At 50.3% G+C, this 16,555-nt stretch carries 12 protein-coding genes; 10 read left to right on the top strand and 2 right to left on the bottom strand.

What is annotated here, in order from left to right; all coding sequences use genetic code 11:
• Nucleotides 1-130 precede the first annotated feature (130 nt).
• Complete coding sequence (gene purB, locus HWI92_RS19715; protein WP_204658472.1) at nucleotides 131-1,486, top strand: adenylosuccinate lyase; 1,356 nt, start codon at nucleotides 131-133, stop codon at nucleotides 1,484-1,486.
• 6 nt (nucleotides 1,487-1,492) lie between these two features.
• Here purB and HWI92_RS19710 read toward each other — a convergent pair whose 3' ends face one another.
• Complete coding sequence (locus HWI92_RS19710) at nucleotides 1,493-2,362, bottom strand: AraC family transcriptional regulator (protein ID WP_204658470.1); 870 nt, start codon at nucleotides 2,360-2,362, stop codon at nucleotides 1,493-1,495.
• Between the two features lie 144 nt (nucleotides 2,363-2,506).
• On the opposite strand from HWI92_RS19710, the gene HWI92_RS19705 reads away from it, so the two are divergent.
• The 7 genes from HWI92_RS19705 to HWI92_RS19675 all read left to right on the top strand — a co-directional run bounded on the left by HWI92_RS19705 (nucleotide 2,507) and on the right by HWI92_RS19675 (nucleotide 11,033).
• Complete coding sequence (locus HWI92_RS19705; protein ID WP_204658468.1) at nucleotides 2,507-3,325, top strand: phytanoyl-CoA dioxygenase family protein; 819 nt, start codon at nucleotides 2,507-2,509, stop codon at nucleotides 3,323-3,325.
• A gap of 151 nt (nucleotides 3,326-3,476) precedes the next feature.
• Nucleotides 3,477-6,227, top strand: coding sequence for a DUF1553 domain-containing protein (locus HWI92_RS19700; protein WP_204658466.1), 2,751 nt, complete (start codon nucleotides 3,477-3,479; stop codon nucleotides 6,225-6,227).
• 11 nt (nucleotides 6,228-6,238) lie between these two features.
• A complete protein-coding gene (locus HWI92_RS19695) occupies nucleotides 6,239-7,714 on the top strand; it encodes a DUF1501 domain-containing protein (RefSeq protein WP_204658464.1) in 1,476 nt (491 codons plus the stop codon).
• Nucleotides 7,715-7,753: 39 nt separating this feature from the next.
• On the top strand, nucleotides 7,754-8,077 hold the full coding sequence (locus HWI92_RS19690) for an L-rhamnose mutarotase (protein WP_204658462.1): 324 nt from the start codon (nucleotides 7,754-7,756) through the stop codon (nucleotides 8,075-8,077).
• Nucleotides 8,078-8,089: 12 nt separating this feature from the next.
• Entirely contained in the window at nucleotides 8,090-9,580 is a 1,491-nt protein-coding gene (locus tag HWI92_RS19685; protein WP_204658460.1) for a c-type cytochrome domain-containing protein, read from the top strand.
• Nucleotides 9,581-9,611: 31 nt separating this feature from the next.
• Nucleotides 9,612-10,517 (top strand): sugar phosphate isomerase/epimerase family protein, encoded by a 906-nt coding sequence (locus HWI92_RS19680; protein WP_229248338.1) that lies wholly within the window; start codon nucleotides 9,612-9,614, stop codon nucleotides 10,515-10,517.
• A gap of 66 nt (nucleotides 10,518-10,583) precedes the next feature.
• Nucleotides 10,584-11,033, top strand: a complete 450-nt coding sequence (locus HWI92_RS19675) for a barstar family protein (protein ID WP_204658456.1) — start codon at nucleotides 10,584-10,586, stop codon at nucleotides 11,031-11,033.
• Here HWI92_RS19675 and pnuC read toward each other — a convergent pair.
• Nucleotides 11,030-11,635 carry a nicotinamide riboside transporter PnuC gene (gene pnuC, locus HWI92_RS19670; protein ID WP_204664710.1) on the bottom strand — a complete coding sequence of 202 codons (606 nt, stop codon included), beginning with the start codon at nucleotides 11,633-11,635 and terminating at the stop codon, nucleotides 11,030-11,032. The two genes, HWI92_RS19675 and pnuC, sit on opposite strands and share 4 nt — an antisense overlap.
• Nucleotides 11,636-11,829: 194 nt before the next feature.
• On the opposite strand from pnuC, the gene mfd reads away from it, so the two are divergent.
• Entirely contained in the window at nucleotides 11,830-15,177 is a 3,348-nt protein-coding gene (gene mfd, locus HWI92_RS19665) for a transcription-repair coupling factor (protein ID WP_204658454.1), read from the top strand.
• Between the two features lie 101 nt (nucleotides 15,178-15,278).
• Complete coding sequence (gene gldJ / locus HWI92_RS19660) at nucleotides 15,279-16,535, top strand: gliding motility lipoprotein GldJ (protein ID WP_204658452.1); 1,257 nt, start codon at nucleotides 15,279-15,281, stop codon at nucleotides 16,533-16,535.
• Nucleotides 16,536-16,555 lie beyond the last annotated feature (20 nt).

Here is a 16,555-nt window from a genome sequence, read left to right as displayed (position 1 = left end):
GTACTGTATATGAAAAGTTTTACTTCATCTGTCTCAAATGCCAAAAAGAATTCTTCCGGCATTTTTTACCATTTTTTCGATGGTGTTTTGTAGTAACTTTGCCTGGTAATCAAGTTTCGTATTGAAAATCATGTCTTTAAATCAACTTACGGCGATCTCGCCTGTGGATGGCCGGTATTACAAACAAGTATCAGAACTCTCAGCTTATTTTTCGGAATATGCCCTAATATATTACCGGGTTTATGTAGAAATAGAGTACTTCATAGCCCTCTGCGAAATTCCTCTGCCTCAGCTTGCCGAGTTTGATAAAAAGAAGTACGCTTCGCTGCGCAAGATTTATGAGGACTTCAATGAAGAAAATGCATTGCACATCAAGGATATAGAAAAGGTAACTAACCACGATGTTAAGGCAGTAGAGTATTTTATCAAAGAAGAGTTTGAGAAACTGGGTATTGAGTCCTGCCAGGAATTTATCCACTTTGGACTTACTTCCCAGGATATCAATAACACGGCGATTCCGCTGATGCTCAAAGATGCCATGGAGCGGCAGATCAAGCCGCTTTTCCGGCAGGTGCTTTTTGTACTCAAAAGGATGACCATTGAATGGAAAAACGTACCGATGCTGGCATTCACACACGGTCAGCCGGCTTCCCCTACCCGCGTGGGCAAGGAGTTCAGGGTGTTTGTGGAAAGGCTGGAACGCCAGCTGGAAATGCTGGATAAGATCCCGCATTCGGCTAAGTTCGGCGGGGCTACGGGTAATTTCAATGCGCATCATGTGGCTTATCCCAAGCAGGACTGGATGGGATTTGCAAATCATTTTGTGGAGGGCCTGGGACTCAAACGCAGCCGCCATACCACGCAGATCGAACATTACGACAACCTTGCAGCAATTTTCGACTGTCTCAAAAGGCTCAACACGATCCTGACCGACCTGAACCGGGATATGTGGACCTATATTTCAATGGGGTATTTCAAACAGAAGATCAAGGCGGGTGAAGTTGGCTCCTCGGCCATGCCGCACAAGGTCAACCCCATCGACTTTGAAAATTCGGAGGGTAATCTCGGGCTGGCCACTGCACTTTTCGAGCACTTTGCAGCCAAGCTGCCCATATCGCGGTTGCAACGTGACCTCACAGACTCTACGGTACTGAGGAACATCGGCGTACCACTGGCCCACCTGGCCATCGCCCTCAACTCGCTCCTGAAAGGGCTTGGTAAAGTGGAGCTGAATGGCGAAATACTGAAAGCTGACCTGGAAGATAACTGGGCCGTGGTGGCCGAAGCGATCCAGACGATCCTGCGTCGCGAAAGCTATCCCAAGCCTTATGAGGCGCTGAAAGAACTCACGCGCACCAACGAAAAAATCACGCATGATTCTATTTCGCGCTTTATTGAAACCCTGGACGTATCTGAAAAAATCAGGGAAGAACTGCGTGCGCTGACGCCATACAACTACCTGGGAATCGTGGAAGACACGTACTAGGCAGAATTACAGACCGCGATGAAAGTTTTTCCGGTAACTCAGCGGACTGACTTTCATTCGTTTTCTGAAGAGTTTATAAAAATGTGACACATCATTAAAGCCGCTTTCCAACGCAATGTCGGAAACGGCTTTTTCTGTTGACAGCAGCTGCTGCACTGCAAAGTTGATCCGGTAGTCGATAACCGTTTCAAAAAAGGTTTTTCCGCTCGCCTTTTTGAAATACCTGCAGAAAGCATTCGGGGACATACTTACTACTGCAGCCACCTCTTTCAGCACAATATTGCTCCTGAAGTTTTCCACAATGTAGCCCATAGCCTTGTTGATGCGTTCCTTGTCGCTGCTGAGCTGGCGCGCTACCGTTTCACTATGGTCGAGCAGTACATATTCGTCAGACCTTGCGAGAAAGTCGAGGATATCGAGCAGCAGCATCATTTTTCTGAATGCGCCTTCTTCCCTGGCAAGTTGTGCCATTTTTTCAGCTGCTGTATCAGCCGTATTTTTTTGAAAACAAATCCCACAGCTGCTGGTCTTTAAGAGGTTATTAACCTGTGTCAGCTCGGGTTTATCAAAAAACGCTCTTCCCAGAAAATCCTTTTCGAACTGTACCACGATGGATTCTGCATGTGCGTCGGGCTCCTCCTCACCTTCCGATTTCCAGCAATGCGGCAGGTCGGCACCCAGCAGTACCAGGTCGCCAGGTCCGAAGTCCTGCATGTTTTTGCCCACATATCTCTTGCCTTTCCCTGCTATAATCAGCGTCAGTTCAAACTCAGGATGAAAGTGATAGGGTACGGTAAACTTTTCCAGGACAAAATTATTGACCAGGAAGGATGCGCCCGAGCTGTGATTCAGGCTTTCGAGTTGCGGCTTATTCATCGACTATATTATTCAATTAACAGGCGTCACTTCTAAAATTGGTAAAATACACCATAAACCAGCCATAATCCTCCTTATTAAATTTTATTGAATGGGCGAAATTTGAATACTGATTATTCCTGACCCTTAAATATTTTTTACCCTATGATGTCGCTCACCACACCCGACCTCGGTACGGCCCGCCAGGTTACTCTTGAACAGATTGCGAAATTCAGGGAAAACGGCCATGTGCTGATCCCGAACGTACTCGACAAAGCCGAGGTAAGTTACTACCGCGACATCATCAACCATGCAGCCGGCCGCTTCAATACGGAAAAGAGAAAGCTGGAAGAGCGTGATACCTACGGCAAGGCATTTCTGCAGATTATGAACCTCTGGGAGGTGGACGAAAATGTCAGGGCATTTACACTTGCCAAACGTTTTGCCGGCATTGCCGCAAGCCTCCTGGGAGTGGAAAACGTACGCATTTACCATGATCAGGCCTTGTACAAGGAACCTGGCGGCGGACTTACGCCCTGGCACCAGGACCAGTATTACTGGCCCGTAAATACCAGCAACACGGTAACCATGTGGATGCCGCTGATCGATATCACCGAGGATCTGGGCATGCTGACCTTCGCGTCCGGCTCGCACCGGCAAGGTTTTATTGAAAATATGCCCATTTCGGACGAGTCGGAAGCTGCACTGGAAAAGTTTATTGCAGAAAAAGGATATCCCGTACATCGCGCCAAGACCATGCAGGCCGGTGACGCAACCTGGCATTATGGCTGGACGCTCCACTCGGCACCCGGCAACCTTTCGGAAGCCACGATGCGCGAGGTCATGACAATTATTTACGTAGCCGACGGTGCACGCATTACAGAACCCAAAAACCAGCACCAGGAAGCCGACCGCCAGCGGTGGATATGCGGCATGCCCGCAGGCGAACCTGTTAGTTCGGCTCTGAATCCGGTGATCTTGTAGAATCCGCAAGGTACAATGGTGCGAAGGCGGGTGACTGATCAGTATGCACGCGAAATGCTATTCTTTTAACATCCGGGAAGTTTTGGGCAGGCGTTTGGTTCAAAGCGCCTGCCGACGTATTTTTAGTAGGGCACAATCAATCTGATCATCAATGAATAAAAGGATTTTCATAGGGTTGGGCATCGTTGCCATTCTGATATCTTCCTTTACATGGCCGGACTGGTTCGGACACCGGGTGGATTATAATGCCGAGGTAAAGCCGATCCTGAACAAGCATTGCATGGGCTGCCATGGAGGTGTCAAAAAGGCGGGTGATGTAAGCTTTCTTTTTGAGCACGAAATGCTTGAACCCGGCAAATCCGGAAAAATCCCCGTAGTACGCGGCAATGCAGACGCCAGTGAAATGATCCGCCGCATCGTATCCGAGGACCCGGATGAGAAAATGCCCAAAAACGGCACGCCGCTCAAAGAAAATGAAATCGAGATTTTAAAGCAATGGATCAATGAGGGCGCTCAGTGGGATACGCACTGGTCATACAAGCGTATCGAACGACCGGAAGTGCCCGCTACCCGCAGCATCCGGAACCTTTATGGCCTGCTCAACTGGGACGAATCGCATTGGCCTACTGGCGACATCGATCATTTTGTTCTTGAAAAACTAAAAGAAAACAACCTCACCTTCTCTCCCGAAGCCGATCGTGCAACCCTGATCCGGCGCGTCAGCCTCGACCTGACTGGCCTGCCGCCTACCGAGCAGGAGGTACGGAACTTTGTAAATGATCCCGCTCCTGACGCTTACGAAAAAGTGGTAGACCGGCTGCTGAAAAATCCGGCTTACGGCGAGCGCTGGACCTCTATGTGGATGGACCTGGCGAGGTATGCCGATACCAAGGGCTATGAAAGTGACGGCGGACGTACCATGTGGCGCTACCGGGATTATGTTCTTAAATCTTTCAATGCTGACAAACCCTTCGACCAGTTTACCATTGAACAGCTTGCCGGTGATTTACTGCCGGAGCAGAAAGACGGGCTTCCTTCCGACGACAACATCATTGCAACCGGTTTTCACCGCAATACCATGACCAACAATGAAGGCGGTACCGACGACGAGGAATTTCGTACTGCCGCTTTGATTGACCGTGTGAATACAACCTGGGAAGTTTGGCAGGGTACCACATTTGCATGCATTCAGTGCCATAGTCACCCGTATGATCCGATCAACCATGAAGATTATTACAAGTACATGGCATTTTTCAACAATGCGCGGGATGAGGATGTATGGGACGAGTGGCCCAAATTACGTTTTTACAAAGGGGAAGACTCCGCCAGGGTTGAAAAGGTAAAATCCTGGATCAAACAATACGAGCCCGGCCAGGCGGAGGAAGTAAGCCGCTTTATGCGGGTGATGGAGCCGAAGATCAACGCCCACAATTTTGTCAAAGGTGACCAGTCGACGGTGCTGCTGATTTCCTACTATGGAGTGAAAGGGCGGGGTAATGCACGCATTCCAAATGTAAACCTTACCGGTGCGGGCAGTATTGTCATGAATGTGTCAACCAAAGCTGAGGATGCAGTACTGACCCTGCACCTTGATAAACTGGACGGCCCGGTACTATCCACTATCAAAGTCCCCAAGAGGGATACTGTAATCATTTCACCCCTCAGTCCGGTGACCGGAAAACATGACGTTTTTCTTTCACTGAACAGTACGAAGTCGCCCGAAGAGTGGGTACGCATTACCTGGGCAGCTTTCCAGAAAACCCTGCCAGGTGCCAATAAGCCGGGATACAGTGAAATCATGCAGGATTATGCCACCATACTCACCCGGCCCGCGGAGAGTATGCCGGTGATCTGGGAAGGAAAAGACGATTTTGCCCGCAAAACAAATGTTTTTGTAAGAGGCAACTGGATGGTCAAAGGAGCGGAAGTACAGCCGGATGTTCCCAGGCTTCTCGCACCCATGCCCAAAGAATTTTCCCGCGACCGCCTCGGATTGGCCAGATGGATCGTGAGCCGGGAGAATGCATTGACTGCCCGCGTGATTGTAAACCGGTACTGGGAGCAGCTGTTTGGCCATGGCATTGTGGAAACCGTAGAGGACTTCGGGTCTCAAGGTGCTGAACCTACCCATCGAGAGCTGCTGGACTGGCTCGCAGTGGAGTTTATGGAAAAAGACCAGTGGCATGTCAAAAAGCTGCTGAAAAGGATTGTGATGTCGGCTACCTACCGCCAGAGCTCCCGTACCGACCGGCAGCGGCAGGAGGAAGACCCTTATAACCGCTGGCTGTCGCGCGGGCCGCGGGTAAGGCTAAGTGCGGAGCAGGTAAGGGATCAGGCGCTGGCGTGCAGCGGACTTATTTCCAAAAAAATGTACGGGCCGAGCGTCATGCCGCCCCAGCCTGACAAAATCTGGCAGTCGCCGTACAGCGGTGAAAGCTGGGTAGTAAGTGCGGGCGAGGACAAGTACCGGCGCGGCGTATATACCTATTGGAAACGCACGGCACCTTATCCTTCCATGACTACCTTCGATGCCCCGAGCAGGGAATTTTGCCAATCGAGGCGGATTCTGACGAACACGCCTTTACAGGCACTCGTCACCCTCAATGATCCTGTGTACCTGGAAGCTGCCGAGAAGCTGGCCGAAACCATGAAGAAGCGCGGGAAAACGCCTCAGGAGCAGCTGCGCGAAGGTTATCGCATGCTCACATTCCAGCCCATCGGAAATAAAAGTCTGGACGTACTCATGAAGATTTACAGGGAGGCATTAACCAATTATAAGAACAAGCCCGCCGAGGTGGACAGTATTCTGGTTTACGGAAAAAACAAAACCCCCGAGCTGGCCGCACTGACCATATCCGCGAACGTACTGCTGAACCTGGACAATGTTGTTACCAAAGAATAACCTGACTGCTCATGGATAAATTGCTGAAAGAGCTGCAGTACACGCATCTGCAAACACAAACCCGCCGGCACTTCCTGCAGTCGGCCGGGTTTGGGCTGGGTGCACTGGGCCTGGGCTCGCTGCTGGGCTCCTGCGGAGGCAACCCGGCGGTACCAGCCCCGGCAATGGAGGAAGCACTGACTAAAATTCCCCAGTTCGCCCCGAAAGCCAAGCGCGTGATTTACATTCACATGGCCGGCGCACCGTCGCAGCTTGAATTGTTCGACTACAAGCCGGAACTGGAAAAATACCACGGCCACGACTGTCCAGCAGCATTTCTGGAAGGAAAAAAATTCGCATTCATACAAGGTGTACCCAAAATGCTGGGGCCGCAGGGAAAGTTTGCCCAATACGGCCAATCGGGCGCGTGGCTCTCGGACTACCTGCCTTACCTGCAAACCGTGGCTGACGAAGTTACCTTCCTCAAAGCCATGCATACCGACCAGTTTAACCACGCTCCTGCGCAGCTGCTGATGCATACGGGGAGCGCCAGGCTGGGTCGCCCGAGCCTGGGTGCCTGGGCCGTGTACGGGCTCGGCTCTGAAAACCGCAACCTGCCGGGCTTCATCGTACTGGCTTCCGGCGGCAGGCAGCCCGATGCAGGCAAAAGCGTGTATGGCAGCGGCTTTTTGCCATCGGTGTACCAGGGCGTGCAATGCCGCACAGGCGGCGATCCGGTACTTTACGTAAGCGATCCTACGGGCATGAACCGCAACATGCGCAAGCAGACCATTGAAGCCATTAATGAAATCAACCGGCAAACGTATGAGGAAGTGCAGGACCCGGAAATTCTCACGCGCATCAGCCAGTATGAAATGGCTTTCCGCATGCAGATGTCGGTTCCGGAAGTCATGGATATTTCCAAAGAGCCGCAGTTTATCCTTGATATGTACGGTGTAAAGCCGGGAGAAGGCACTTTTGCCATGAACTGCCTCCTGGCCCGCAAGCTCGTCGAAAACGATGTGCGCTTTGTGCAGCTTTTTGACTGGGGCTGGGACGGGCACGGCACTTCGCAGTCCGACAATGTGGAAGGAGGGCTGAGGAACAAATGTCAGCTGTCGGACCGGCCGATTGCGGCTTTGATACAAGACCTCAAAATGCGCGGCTTGCTGGAAGAAACACTGGTGATCTTCGGGGCCGAATTTGGCAGAACCCCCATGCAGGAAAATAGAAACGGGCTCGTCATGCCTTATATGGGCAGGGACCACCATCTCGATGCATTCACCATGTGGATGGCAGGCGGCGGCACCAAAAAAGGATTCACTTTCGGTGAGACGGACGAGCTTGGATATTATGGCGTAAAAGACCGGGTACATGTGCATGATCTACAGGCAACGATCCTGCACCTGATGGGCTTTGACCATGAGAAGTTTACCTATCCGTTCCAAGGCCGCAATTTCAGGCTGACGGACACCGAGGGTAAGGTCGTGAAGCAGGTTATTGCATAGGCGCTATCATTTTTGTTTTTGTAAAAACGCGAATAATTCATGGAAAACGGCATCGTACAGGCATTCAGGATGCAGCTTAAAACTGGTTTTGAAGAAGAGTACAAAAAGCGGCACGACGAGATCTGGCCGGAACTCTCGGATTTGCTTGTACAGGCCGGCATCCGGGAGTACTATATTTTCCTCGATCCCGGTACCCTCGCATTGTTTGCATTTCAAAGATTAAGCACTGACCATCAAACCGGTGACCTGGCGACTCTCCCGATTATGAAAAGGTGGTGGGACTACATGGCTGACCTGATGGAAGTCAATCCTGACAACTCGCCACGCTCCGTAGCATGCCCGGAAGTTTTTCGCCTGCTTTAATTGAATTTGTTCATGCATTCTATACTACTTCAAGCTTCGGACTGGGCACTTTTTTTTGGAAGATTTCACCCTGCCATTGTACACCTTCCCATTGGATTCCTGCTGATCGCTGCACTTCTTGTATTAGGAAAACAGCTTGGCAAAATCGCCGTCAGTGAGTCGGCTGTAAGTTTTATCCTGCTCTGGTCGGCTGGAACAGCTACTATTTCGTGCGTGTTTGGTTACCTGCTATCGCTTGAAGGCGGGTATGAAGAAGATATTCTGACAAGCCATATGTACCAGGGCATTGGGGTGGCTGTTTTTTCATGGATTGCATGGGGCATGCAGTCCGGCAAGCTGAAAAAAATTCGTCCGGCCAACAGCCAGACTGCTACCTGGATGCTGGGCATTGCAACCATCCTCGTGTTTACAACCGGGCATTACGGAGGCTTCCTGACGCATGGTACCGGCTACCTCACACAATACACGCCGGAGCCCTTCCGATCACTGGTCGGCATGCCTCCCGCAGAGGAAAAAACCGTTGAAATAAAGCCGATTGCCAATATTAATGAGGCACTTGTGTACGCCGACATTGTGCACCCTATCCTGGAAACACGCTGCGTACAATGCCATAATAAAAGCAAAAGTAAGGGTGACCTGCAAATGGACAATTTGGCCCAACTCCTGAAAGGCGGCGAAAGCGGACCCGCACTGATTGTAGGCAAGGGAGCGGAAAGTGACCTGATCAAGCGCTGCCTGTTGCCTGAAAGTGACGACGACCACATGCCCCCCAAAGGCAAGCCCCAGCTCACTCCTGACCAGATCAGCATCCTGACGTGGTGGATTGACCAGGGTGCTCCCGCTGACAAGAAAGTAGCCCAGCTGACACAAACAGAAGCTGTAAAGCCGGCCCTGGCAAGTCTGGGCGAAGGAGCGGAGCCAGCTGCCGGCCATGCCCCTGACAATACATCCGCAGTACTTGGCCTTAAAGTCGCACCCGGCAACGAAAAAGCGATTGAAGCGCTGCGGAAAGCAGGTTTGATTGTGAACACGCTATCACAGGACCAAAACCTGCTGGAAGTAAGTGCCGTAAATGCGCCCGGCTTCAGCGATGCGCAGGCAGCACTGCTAACCGCGCTGGCCGAGCAGATCACCTGGCTGAAATTGGGTGATACCAAAATAACCGACCAGGGGCTTAAAGAAATCGCAAAACTGAAGAACCTGAGTAAGCTCCACCTCGAACATACCGGTGTCACGGATGCAGGCATGGCGAGCCTCCGAGACCTGCCCTATCTCGAATACATGAATGTGGTAGATACCAAAGTCGGGGACGAAGGACTGAAAAGTGCAGCCTCAATAAAAGCATTGCGGTCGATTTACGTGTGGCAGTCGGCGGTAACGGATACAGCAGTGCAGCAGCTTGCCGCTACCCGGCCGGGCCTGCTTATTGTAAACGGGCTCAGCGAGGCTGCCGTAGCGCAATTTCTGAAAGCGGGGGACACGACCCGTACGAAAGCTCCCTGATATTCTTTTTTCCATGAAACGCAGACATTTTATGAGTACAGCCATTGCTACCGCCGGGGTTATCAGCGGCATGGAAACCCTGGCCGGCGAAAACAGCGCGCCTGCCCGGTTTGAAAACAGGCTCTCGCTCAAAATCCTCGGAACCAACTGGGGATTCGCAGGCAGCACGGATCAGTTTTGCGCAGCCATTAAAAAAGAAGGCTACGACGGTACCGAAATGTGGTGGCCGGGCACAAAAGAAAAGCAGGCAGAGCTGCTGGCTGCATTGAAAAAGTACGGGCTTGAAGTAGGATTTCTGTGCGGCTCTGGCGAACAGGACTATGCGCGGCACCTGGATCAGTTTAAAAAACAGATTGACGAGGCTACAACCCGGTTTGAAATGAAGCCGCTATACATCAACTGCCACAGCGGCCGCGACCATTTTTCCTACGAACAAAATAAAGCATTCATCGATCATACGACGGCTGCTACCCGTAAAACGGGCATCCCCATTTATCACGAAACACACCGCGGCCGGATGCTCTTCGCGGCTCACATTACGCGCAACTTTATCGAAAAAAATCCTGAACTGCGGCTGACGCTGGACATTTCGCACTGGTGCAATGTGCATGAAAGCCTGCTGCATGACCAGCAGGAAACCGTGAGCCTGGCACTTTCGAGGGTGGGTCATATTCATTCCAGGATCGGGCATGAGGAAGGTCCGCAGGTGAATGATCCGCGGGCACCGGAATGGGAAGCTGCCGTGAAGGCGCACCTGGCCTGGTGGGATGCGGTAGTGGAACAAAAGGTTAAAAGCGGCGAAACACTGACAGTACTCACCGAATTTGGCCCGCCCGACTATCTGCCGACCCTGCCTTACACCCGCCAGCCACTGGCCGACCAGTGGGCTATTAACGTGTATATGATGCAGCTGTTCAGAAAGAGATATGTGAAGTAATTGCTAACAGGTTCTCTTTAAAAAGAGATTTACATAAATTGCGCTCATCACCAAACCACGAATGCAATGAAAAACACACACTTCCTGATCGCAGGAAACGAGTCCGAAATCAGTACGTCTTTTATCGGCGCATTTGTAGCAGATATTGATGGAAAAAAGTCCCTGACGATCAGGGATTTTCACGAGCAGCTGGCCAGTGCCCTGAACTTTCCCGAGTATGAAGGGCGCAGCCTGGAAGACCTGGACGAAATGCTGAACGACCTGCAGTGGATTGAAGAAAAAAAGATAATTATTTACATCAGCGATACGGCCGAGTGGCTTTCAAAAGAAAAGTCCGAAGACAAAATCCTGACCGTCATAGACATGTTTGATGCGACGGCGGAAGACTGGCGCTGGCTGGACGAGGACGAGCAGGATGGTTTCAAAAAGAAGGAGCTCCGGATTGTTTTTCAGGACTCGGCACGCATCCGCCGGCTGCTGGAAGAACAGGAAATTCCTTTCGGAACATTCGACTAAGCCAGCCGGAGATCACGCTTCCATTGTACATATCCCCAGCCTGCCAGTACAAGAAATACAATGTACAGAATGGCTGTGAGGTGCAGGCCTTTGTAATAGTACAATCCCACATAACAAGCGTCGGCTGCTATCCAGAGTATCCAGTTTTCGATGTACTTCCGGGCCATCATCCATTGTCCGATCAGGCTGGCGACGGTCAGGGCTGAGTCTGCGTAAGTAAGGCTGGCGTCGGTAAAGCGGCTGAGCATATATCCCCACAGCCAGGTGGCCACTACAAAAATGACCGCGAAGAGGGTATAAAGCCTGGCGGGCATCCGGGATACGGCTACCCCATCATGATTTTTACCCCCGAAAAGCCACAGCCACCAACCGTAAATGCTGGTGATAAAGTAGTAGGCCTGCAAACCCATATCCGCATATAACCGCACCTGCCAGAAAACCACGGCATATAAAACCGCATTGACGATCCCGAAAAACCAGCCCAGTACATTCTGCCTTGTATTCAGGTACACGCAAACAGCACCCGTAAGAAAGCCCAGGATTTCGAGCGGGGTGGATACGATACTACCCAGGGAAATACTTTGGTTCAGCCAGTCTGTCATCACGAATGCGTAAGATTTACACACGTAAAGCTATTAACAAAAGGGTAATTTGCCGTCTGCTGCATTTGGACGTATTTTTGTATATCATGCGTCTAACAAAATGAGGACGATTGTTGTTGTTCCTTGTTGCCGGCCGGATTTTTCCGTAAACGGCTTTTTGCGTTTAAAAATAACTGCTATACCATTTCACTTACTTGGAAGTTAAAGACCTATTGACCTTATACGGAGGGGACAGCTACCTTGACCTGATCCTTTCCCAGATATCCTCGAAGGAGCCGGAGTCAGCACATGTTCAGATCAAGGGTTTGGTGGGCAGCCTCGATGCCGTTCTTACAGCTGCTATCCAGCAGAAGAAAAAAGGCCCTGCCCTGTACATTCTGAGCGACCGGGAGGAAGCTGCTTATTTTCAGAATGATCTTCAGAACCTGCTGAAAGATGCTGAAGTACTCTTTTATCCCACATCCTACAAGCGGCCGTACCATTATGAGGAGGTGGACAATGCCAATGTACTCATGCGGGGAGAAATCCTCAACAAGCTGAATGTCAGCCGGTCAATCCCTCTTCAGGTTGTGACCTACCCGGAAGCATTGTTTGAGAAGGTGATCAACAAACGCTCGCTGAAAGCCAATACATTTGCCGTGAAGGTGGGAGAAAAGCTGGATAGTGCGTTTTTGACCGAGTTCCTGAACAATTACGGATTTGAGATGACCGACTTTGTTTTTGAAGCAGGTCAGTTTTCGGTCCGGGGCGGTATTATTGACGTATTTTCCTATGCCAGCGAGCATCCTTTCCGGATCGAGCTGTTCGGGGACGAAGTAGATAGTATCCGCTCGTTTGATCCGGATACGCAGCTTTCCATTGAGGTCGTCAAACAGATCAATATTGTACCCGATATTCAGCAGAAGCTTTCCCACGAAACACGCGAATCGTTCCTGAACTTCTTCCCGTCGGAAACGGTGCTCTGGTTCAAAGACGCAGAGCTTACCCTGGAAATCATTGAGAAATGCATGGAAAGAGCTGAAAAGGCCCTGGAAGAAGTGACCGGAGGCGGCGTGCAGATCGTGTCTAATCCGCAGGACCTTTTCGAAACACGGCGCGGGTTTTTAAATCATATCAAAAAATTCAAGACGGTTGAGTTTGGTAAAAAGTCTTACTTTAAGTCAGAAGCCAAGCTGCCGTACTCCTCCAAGCCGCAGCCATCCTTCAACAAGGATTTTAAACGCCTGATTGATGATCTTTCAGAAAACCAGTCCAAAGGATATACCAATGTGATTGTGGCGGAGCAGCCCAAGCAGCTCGATCGGCTTGAACGGATTTTTGAAGACCTTGATCCGTTTGTGAAATTTCGGCCGATCCACATTTCATTGCGGGAAGGTTTTGTTGACGATAACCTGAAACTTGCCTGCTACACAGATCACCAGATTTTTGCGCGTTTTTACAAATACCGCCTCAAAGAAAAATTCAGCAAATCCAAGGCGATTACCATGAAGGAACTGCGCTCTCTGCAGCCAGGCGACTTTGTAACACACGTAGACTATGGCATAGGCCGGTTTGCGGGTATGGAGCGGAAAGATGTAAACGGCAAGGAGCAGGAGGCGGTCAGGCTGATTTACCGGGATAATGACCTGCTGTATGTGAGTGTGCATAACCTGCATAAAATTGCTAAATATACCGGTCGCGAGGGTGTTCCCCCGGCTATGAGCAAGCTTGGGTCCGGCGAGTGGGAAGCTAAGAAATCGAAGGTTAAAAAGCAGCTTAAAGACATTGCGCACGAGCTGATTGCATTATACGCAAAACGCCGGCAGACCCCGGGCTTTCAGTTTTCACCCGACAATTACATGCAGGCTGAGCTGGAATCGTCGTTTTTGTACGAAGACACACCCGACCAGGCTACGGCTACGACCAGCGTGAAGGATGATATGGAAAAGCCTAACCCTATGGACAGGCTGGTGTGCGGGGATGTTGGTTTTGGTAAAACAGAAATTGCGATCCGTGCCGCATTCAAGGCCGTGTGCGACAGCAAGCAGGTGGCAATACTTGTACCTACTACAATCCTCGCAATGCAGCATTACAAAACATTCAGCGAGCGGCTTGCTGACTTTCCGGCGCGGGTAGGCTATATCAACCGTTTCAAGACAACCAAAGAAATCAAGGATACACTCAAAGAAGCTGCGGAGGGTAAAATTGATATTTTGATCGGTACCCACCGCATTCTCAATAAGGATGTAATTTTCAAGGACCTGGGCTTACTGGTAATTGACGAGGAGCAGAAGTTTGGTGTAAAAGCCAAGGACCGGCTTAAAGAAATGCGGATCAACGTAGACGTACTGACGTTGACAGCCACCCCGATCCCGCGTACGCTGCATTTTTCACTGATGGGCGCCCGCGACCTTTCGGTAATTGCCACACCTCCGCCCAACCGCCAGCCTGTTACCACCGAGGTACATACATTCAGTGAAGAATTTATCCGTGATGCAATCAGCTACGAAGTTCAGCGCGGCGGTCAGGTTTTCTTTGTGCATAACAGAGTCAATGACATTGAATCCATTGCCAATATCATCATGCGCCTCGTACCAGACGTGCGGATCGGAGTTGCTCATGGGCAGATGGATGGGGACAAGCTCGAAAAAGTAATGGTTAAATTCATTGAGGGTGAATTTGACATTCTGGTTTCGACCAACATCATCGAGTCCGGGATTGATATTGCAAATGCCAATACGATCATCATCAACTCTGCGCATATGTTCGGCCTCTCTGACCTTCACCAGATGCGTGGCCGTGTGGGACGTTCCAACCGGAAGGCATTCTGCTACCTGCTGACTCCCACGGCATCGACCCTGGCGAGTGATTCCCGCAAGCGCCTTCAGACGCTGGAAGAGTTTTCGGAGCTGGGCGATGGTTTTAAGGTGGCCATGCGTGACCTTGATATCCGGGGAGCAGGCAATCTGCTTGGTGCCGAGCAGAGCGGATTTGTAAATGACCTGGGCTATGAGCTTTACCATAAAATGCTGGACGAAGCTGTACAGGAACTGAAAAATAATGAGTTCAAGGACCTGTTTGCAACTGCCCTGGGCTTACCTAAAAACCTGGTATCGGAGTGCCAGATCGAGACCGATTTTGCAACATTGATCCCCGATAATTATGTTAAAAATATTTCAGAAAGGCTGTCGTTATATACCCGCCTTGACAATATTGAGACAGAAGAGGATCTGGGTAAATTTGAGCAGGAGATCCTGGACCGTTTCGGGCCTGTGCCGGTAGAGGTACAGGACTTGCTGAAAACGGTCCGTTTACGCTGGGAAGCAGAGACTTTGCACTTTGAAAAACTGACTTTGAAGAGCAATACCATGAAAGGCTACTTCGTTGTTTCGCAGAACGACGATTTCTTCCAGTCGGCTAAGTTCGGGCAGGTAATCGATTACATTAAAAAGCACCCGCGGGAAATTTCATTGAAAGATCAGAAAGGCAAGCTCATTTTGATTTGTGAAGATGTAAAAAGCATTGAGCAGGCCCGTAATATTTTGATGGAAATAACCCGGTAGCCGTTTTTTGATTAAATTAGTTTCGATTCATTTCAATACATTTGCGGTTTCGCATACTAGTAACTACGAAATACTTAAGTCACTTTAAAGCAATGATTTGCATGCAAAAGATAGGTACCCGGTCGATCGCGCTGATTATGATTGTGTTATTGGCGGCTACTTCGTGTAGTAAGAACAAGAAGCCTACGAGCCTTAAGCCGGGTAAAACAAGCTCTAAAACGGGCCTGGCTTATAATGGGAAGGACGGATTCGAGGTGAAGCAATACAAAGCATTGCCCGCAGGCCCTGACCTGGTTTATATCGAAGGCGGCCGGTTTACCATGGGCTCGCTGGAAGAAGAAGTAATGAGCCGCCGGGACAATCCGAAAAGAACCGTAAGTATACAGTCCTTTTATATGGACCAGACGGAAGTGGCCAACGTCCACTACCTGGAATACCTCAATGCGGTACAGCGTGACTCTTCGGAGGAGTTTTACAGTAAGGCCCTGCCTGATACCAATGTTTGGTTCAATGAGCTTTCTTTCAATGATTCTTATGTAACCATGTATTTGCGCCACCCGGGCTTCCGGTTATATCCGGTTGTAGGTGTATCATGGGTGCAGGCCAACGATTACTGTGCATGGCGTACTGCTGCGGTGAGTCAGGCAAATACGATTGCAGGTAATGCAGCAGGCAAGAAGAAAAAAGGTTTCTCTTTTGGCAAGAAGAAAAAAGGAGAGGCAGAAGCAGTTGCATCTGCTGAATCGGCACCTGCGCCACTTCGCATTGAAAGTGGATATGTGATGCCTCCGTACCGCCTTCCTACAGAAGCTGAGTTTGAGTATGCTGCCATCGCCATGATCGGTACCCAGTATTCTGACGAAAATCAGTCAAATCAGCGGATTTATCCTTGGGATGGGTCTACGATGCGTCAGCCGCGTGGCCGTAAACAAGGTACCATGCTTGCCAACTTCAAGCGCGGTCCTGGTGACTACGCCGGTATTGCCGGAAAGTCTAATGACGGCGCGATTATCACTCAGGAAATTCGCTCGTACCCTGCCAATGACAATGGGTTGTATGATATGGCCGGAAATGTAAGCGAGTGGGTGTATGACGTATATCGTCCATTGTCCAACAATGACGTAAACGACCTGAACTCATTCCGCCGTGATGGTTACCAGGATGATGCCAAGAACTACGATAACAAAAACAGCAACTCGCTGGTAAATGACAATCTGCGTGTGTATAAAGGTGGCTCCTGGGCTGATGTAGCTTACTGGCTTTCACCAGGCACCCGCCGCTATATGGACCAGGACTCTGCTACTGCCATGGTAGGTTTCCGCTGCGCAATGATTGCAACAGGAACTCATAAGGAGTAAAAGCATAAGAGCATTAAAAA

Source organism: Dyadobacter sandarakinus, assembly GCF_016894445.1.
Lineage (GTDB): Bacteria > Bacteroidota > Bacteroidia > Cytophagales > Spirosomataceae > Dyadobacter > Dyadobacter sandarakinus.
Note: the sequence above shows the minus strand (reverse complement) of the source record. Positions and strands in the feature narration are given on the sequence as shown.

What these genes read in the sequence shown, in the direction of transcription:
- HWI92_RS19675 (WP_204658456.1), top strand. Translation starts at nt 10,584, where the DNA reads ATGAAAAACACACACTTCCTGATCGCAGGAAACGAGTCCGAAATCAGT.
- HWI92_RS19690 (WP_204658462.1), top strand. Translation starts at nt 7,754, where the DNA reads ATGGAAAACGGCATCGTACAGGCATTCAGGATGCAGCTTAAAACTGGT.
- purB (WP_204658472.1), top strand. Translation starts at nt 131, where the DNA reads ATGTCTTTAAATCAACTTACGGCGATCTCGCCTGTGGATGGCCGGTAT.
- gldJ (WP_204658452.1), top strand. Translation starts at nt 15,279, where the DNA reads ATGCAAAAGATAGGTACCCGGTCGATCGCGCTGATTATGATTGTGTTA.
- pnuC (WP_204664710.1), bottom strand. Translation starts at nt 11,635, where the DNA reads ATGACAGACTGGCTGAACCAAAGTATTTCCCTGGGTAGTATCGTATCC.
- HWI92_RS19700 (WP_204658466.1), top strand. Translation starts at nt 3,477, where the DNA reads ATGAATAAAAGGATTTTCATAGGGTTGGGCATCGTTGCCATTCTGATA.
- HWI92_RS19705 (WP_204658468.1), top strand. Translation starts at nt 2,507, where the DNA reads ATGATGTCGCTCACCACACCCGACCTCGGTACGGCCCGCCAGGTTACT.
- HWI92_RS19680 (WP_229248338.1), top strand. Translation starts at nt 9,612, where the DNA reads ATGAGTACAGCCATTGCTACCGCCGGGGTTATCAGCGGCATGGAAACC.
- HWI92_RS19685 (WP_204658460.1), top strand. Translation starts at nt 8,090, where the DNA reads ATGCATTCTATACTACTTCAAGCTTCGGACTGGGCACTTTTTTTTGGA.
- HWI92_RS19695 (WP_204658464.1), top strand. Translation starts at nt 6,239, where the DNA reads ATGGATAAATTGCTGAAAGAGCTGCAGTACACGCATCTGCAAACACAA.
- HWI92_RS19710 (WP_204658470.1), bottom strand. Translation starts at nt 2,362, where the DNA reads ATGAATAAGCCGCAACTCGAAAGCCTGAATCACAGCTCGGGCGCATCC.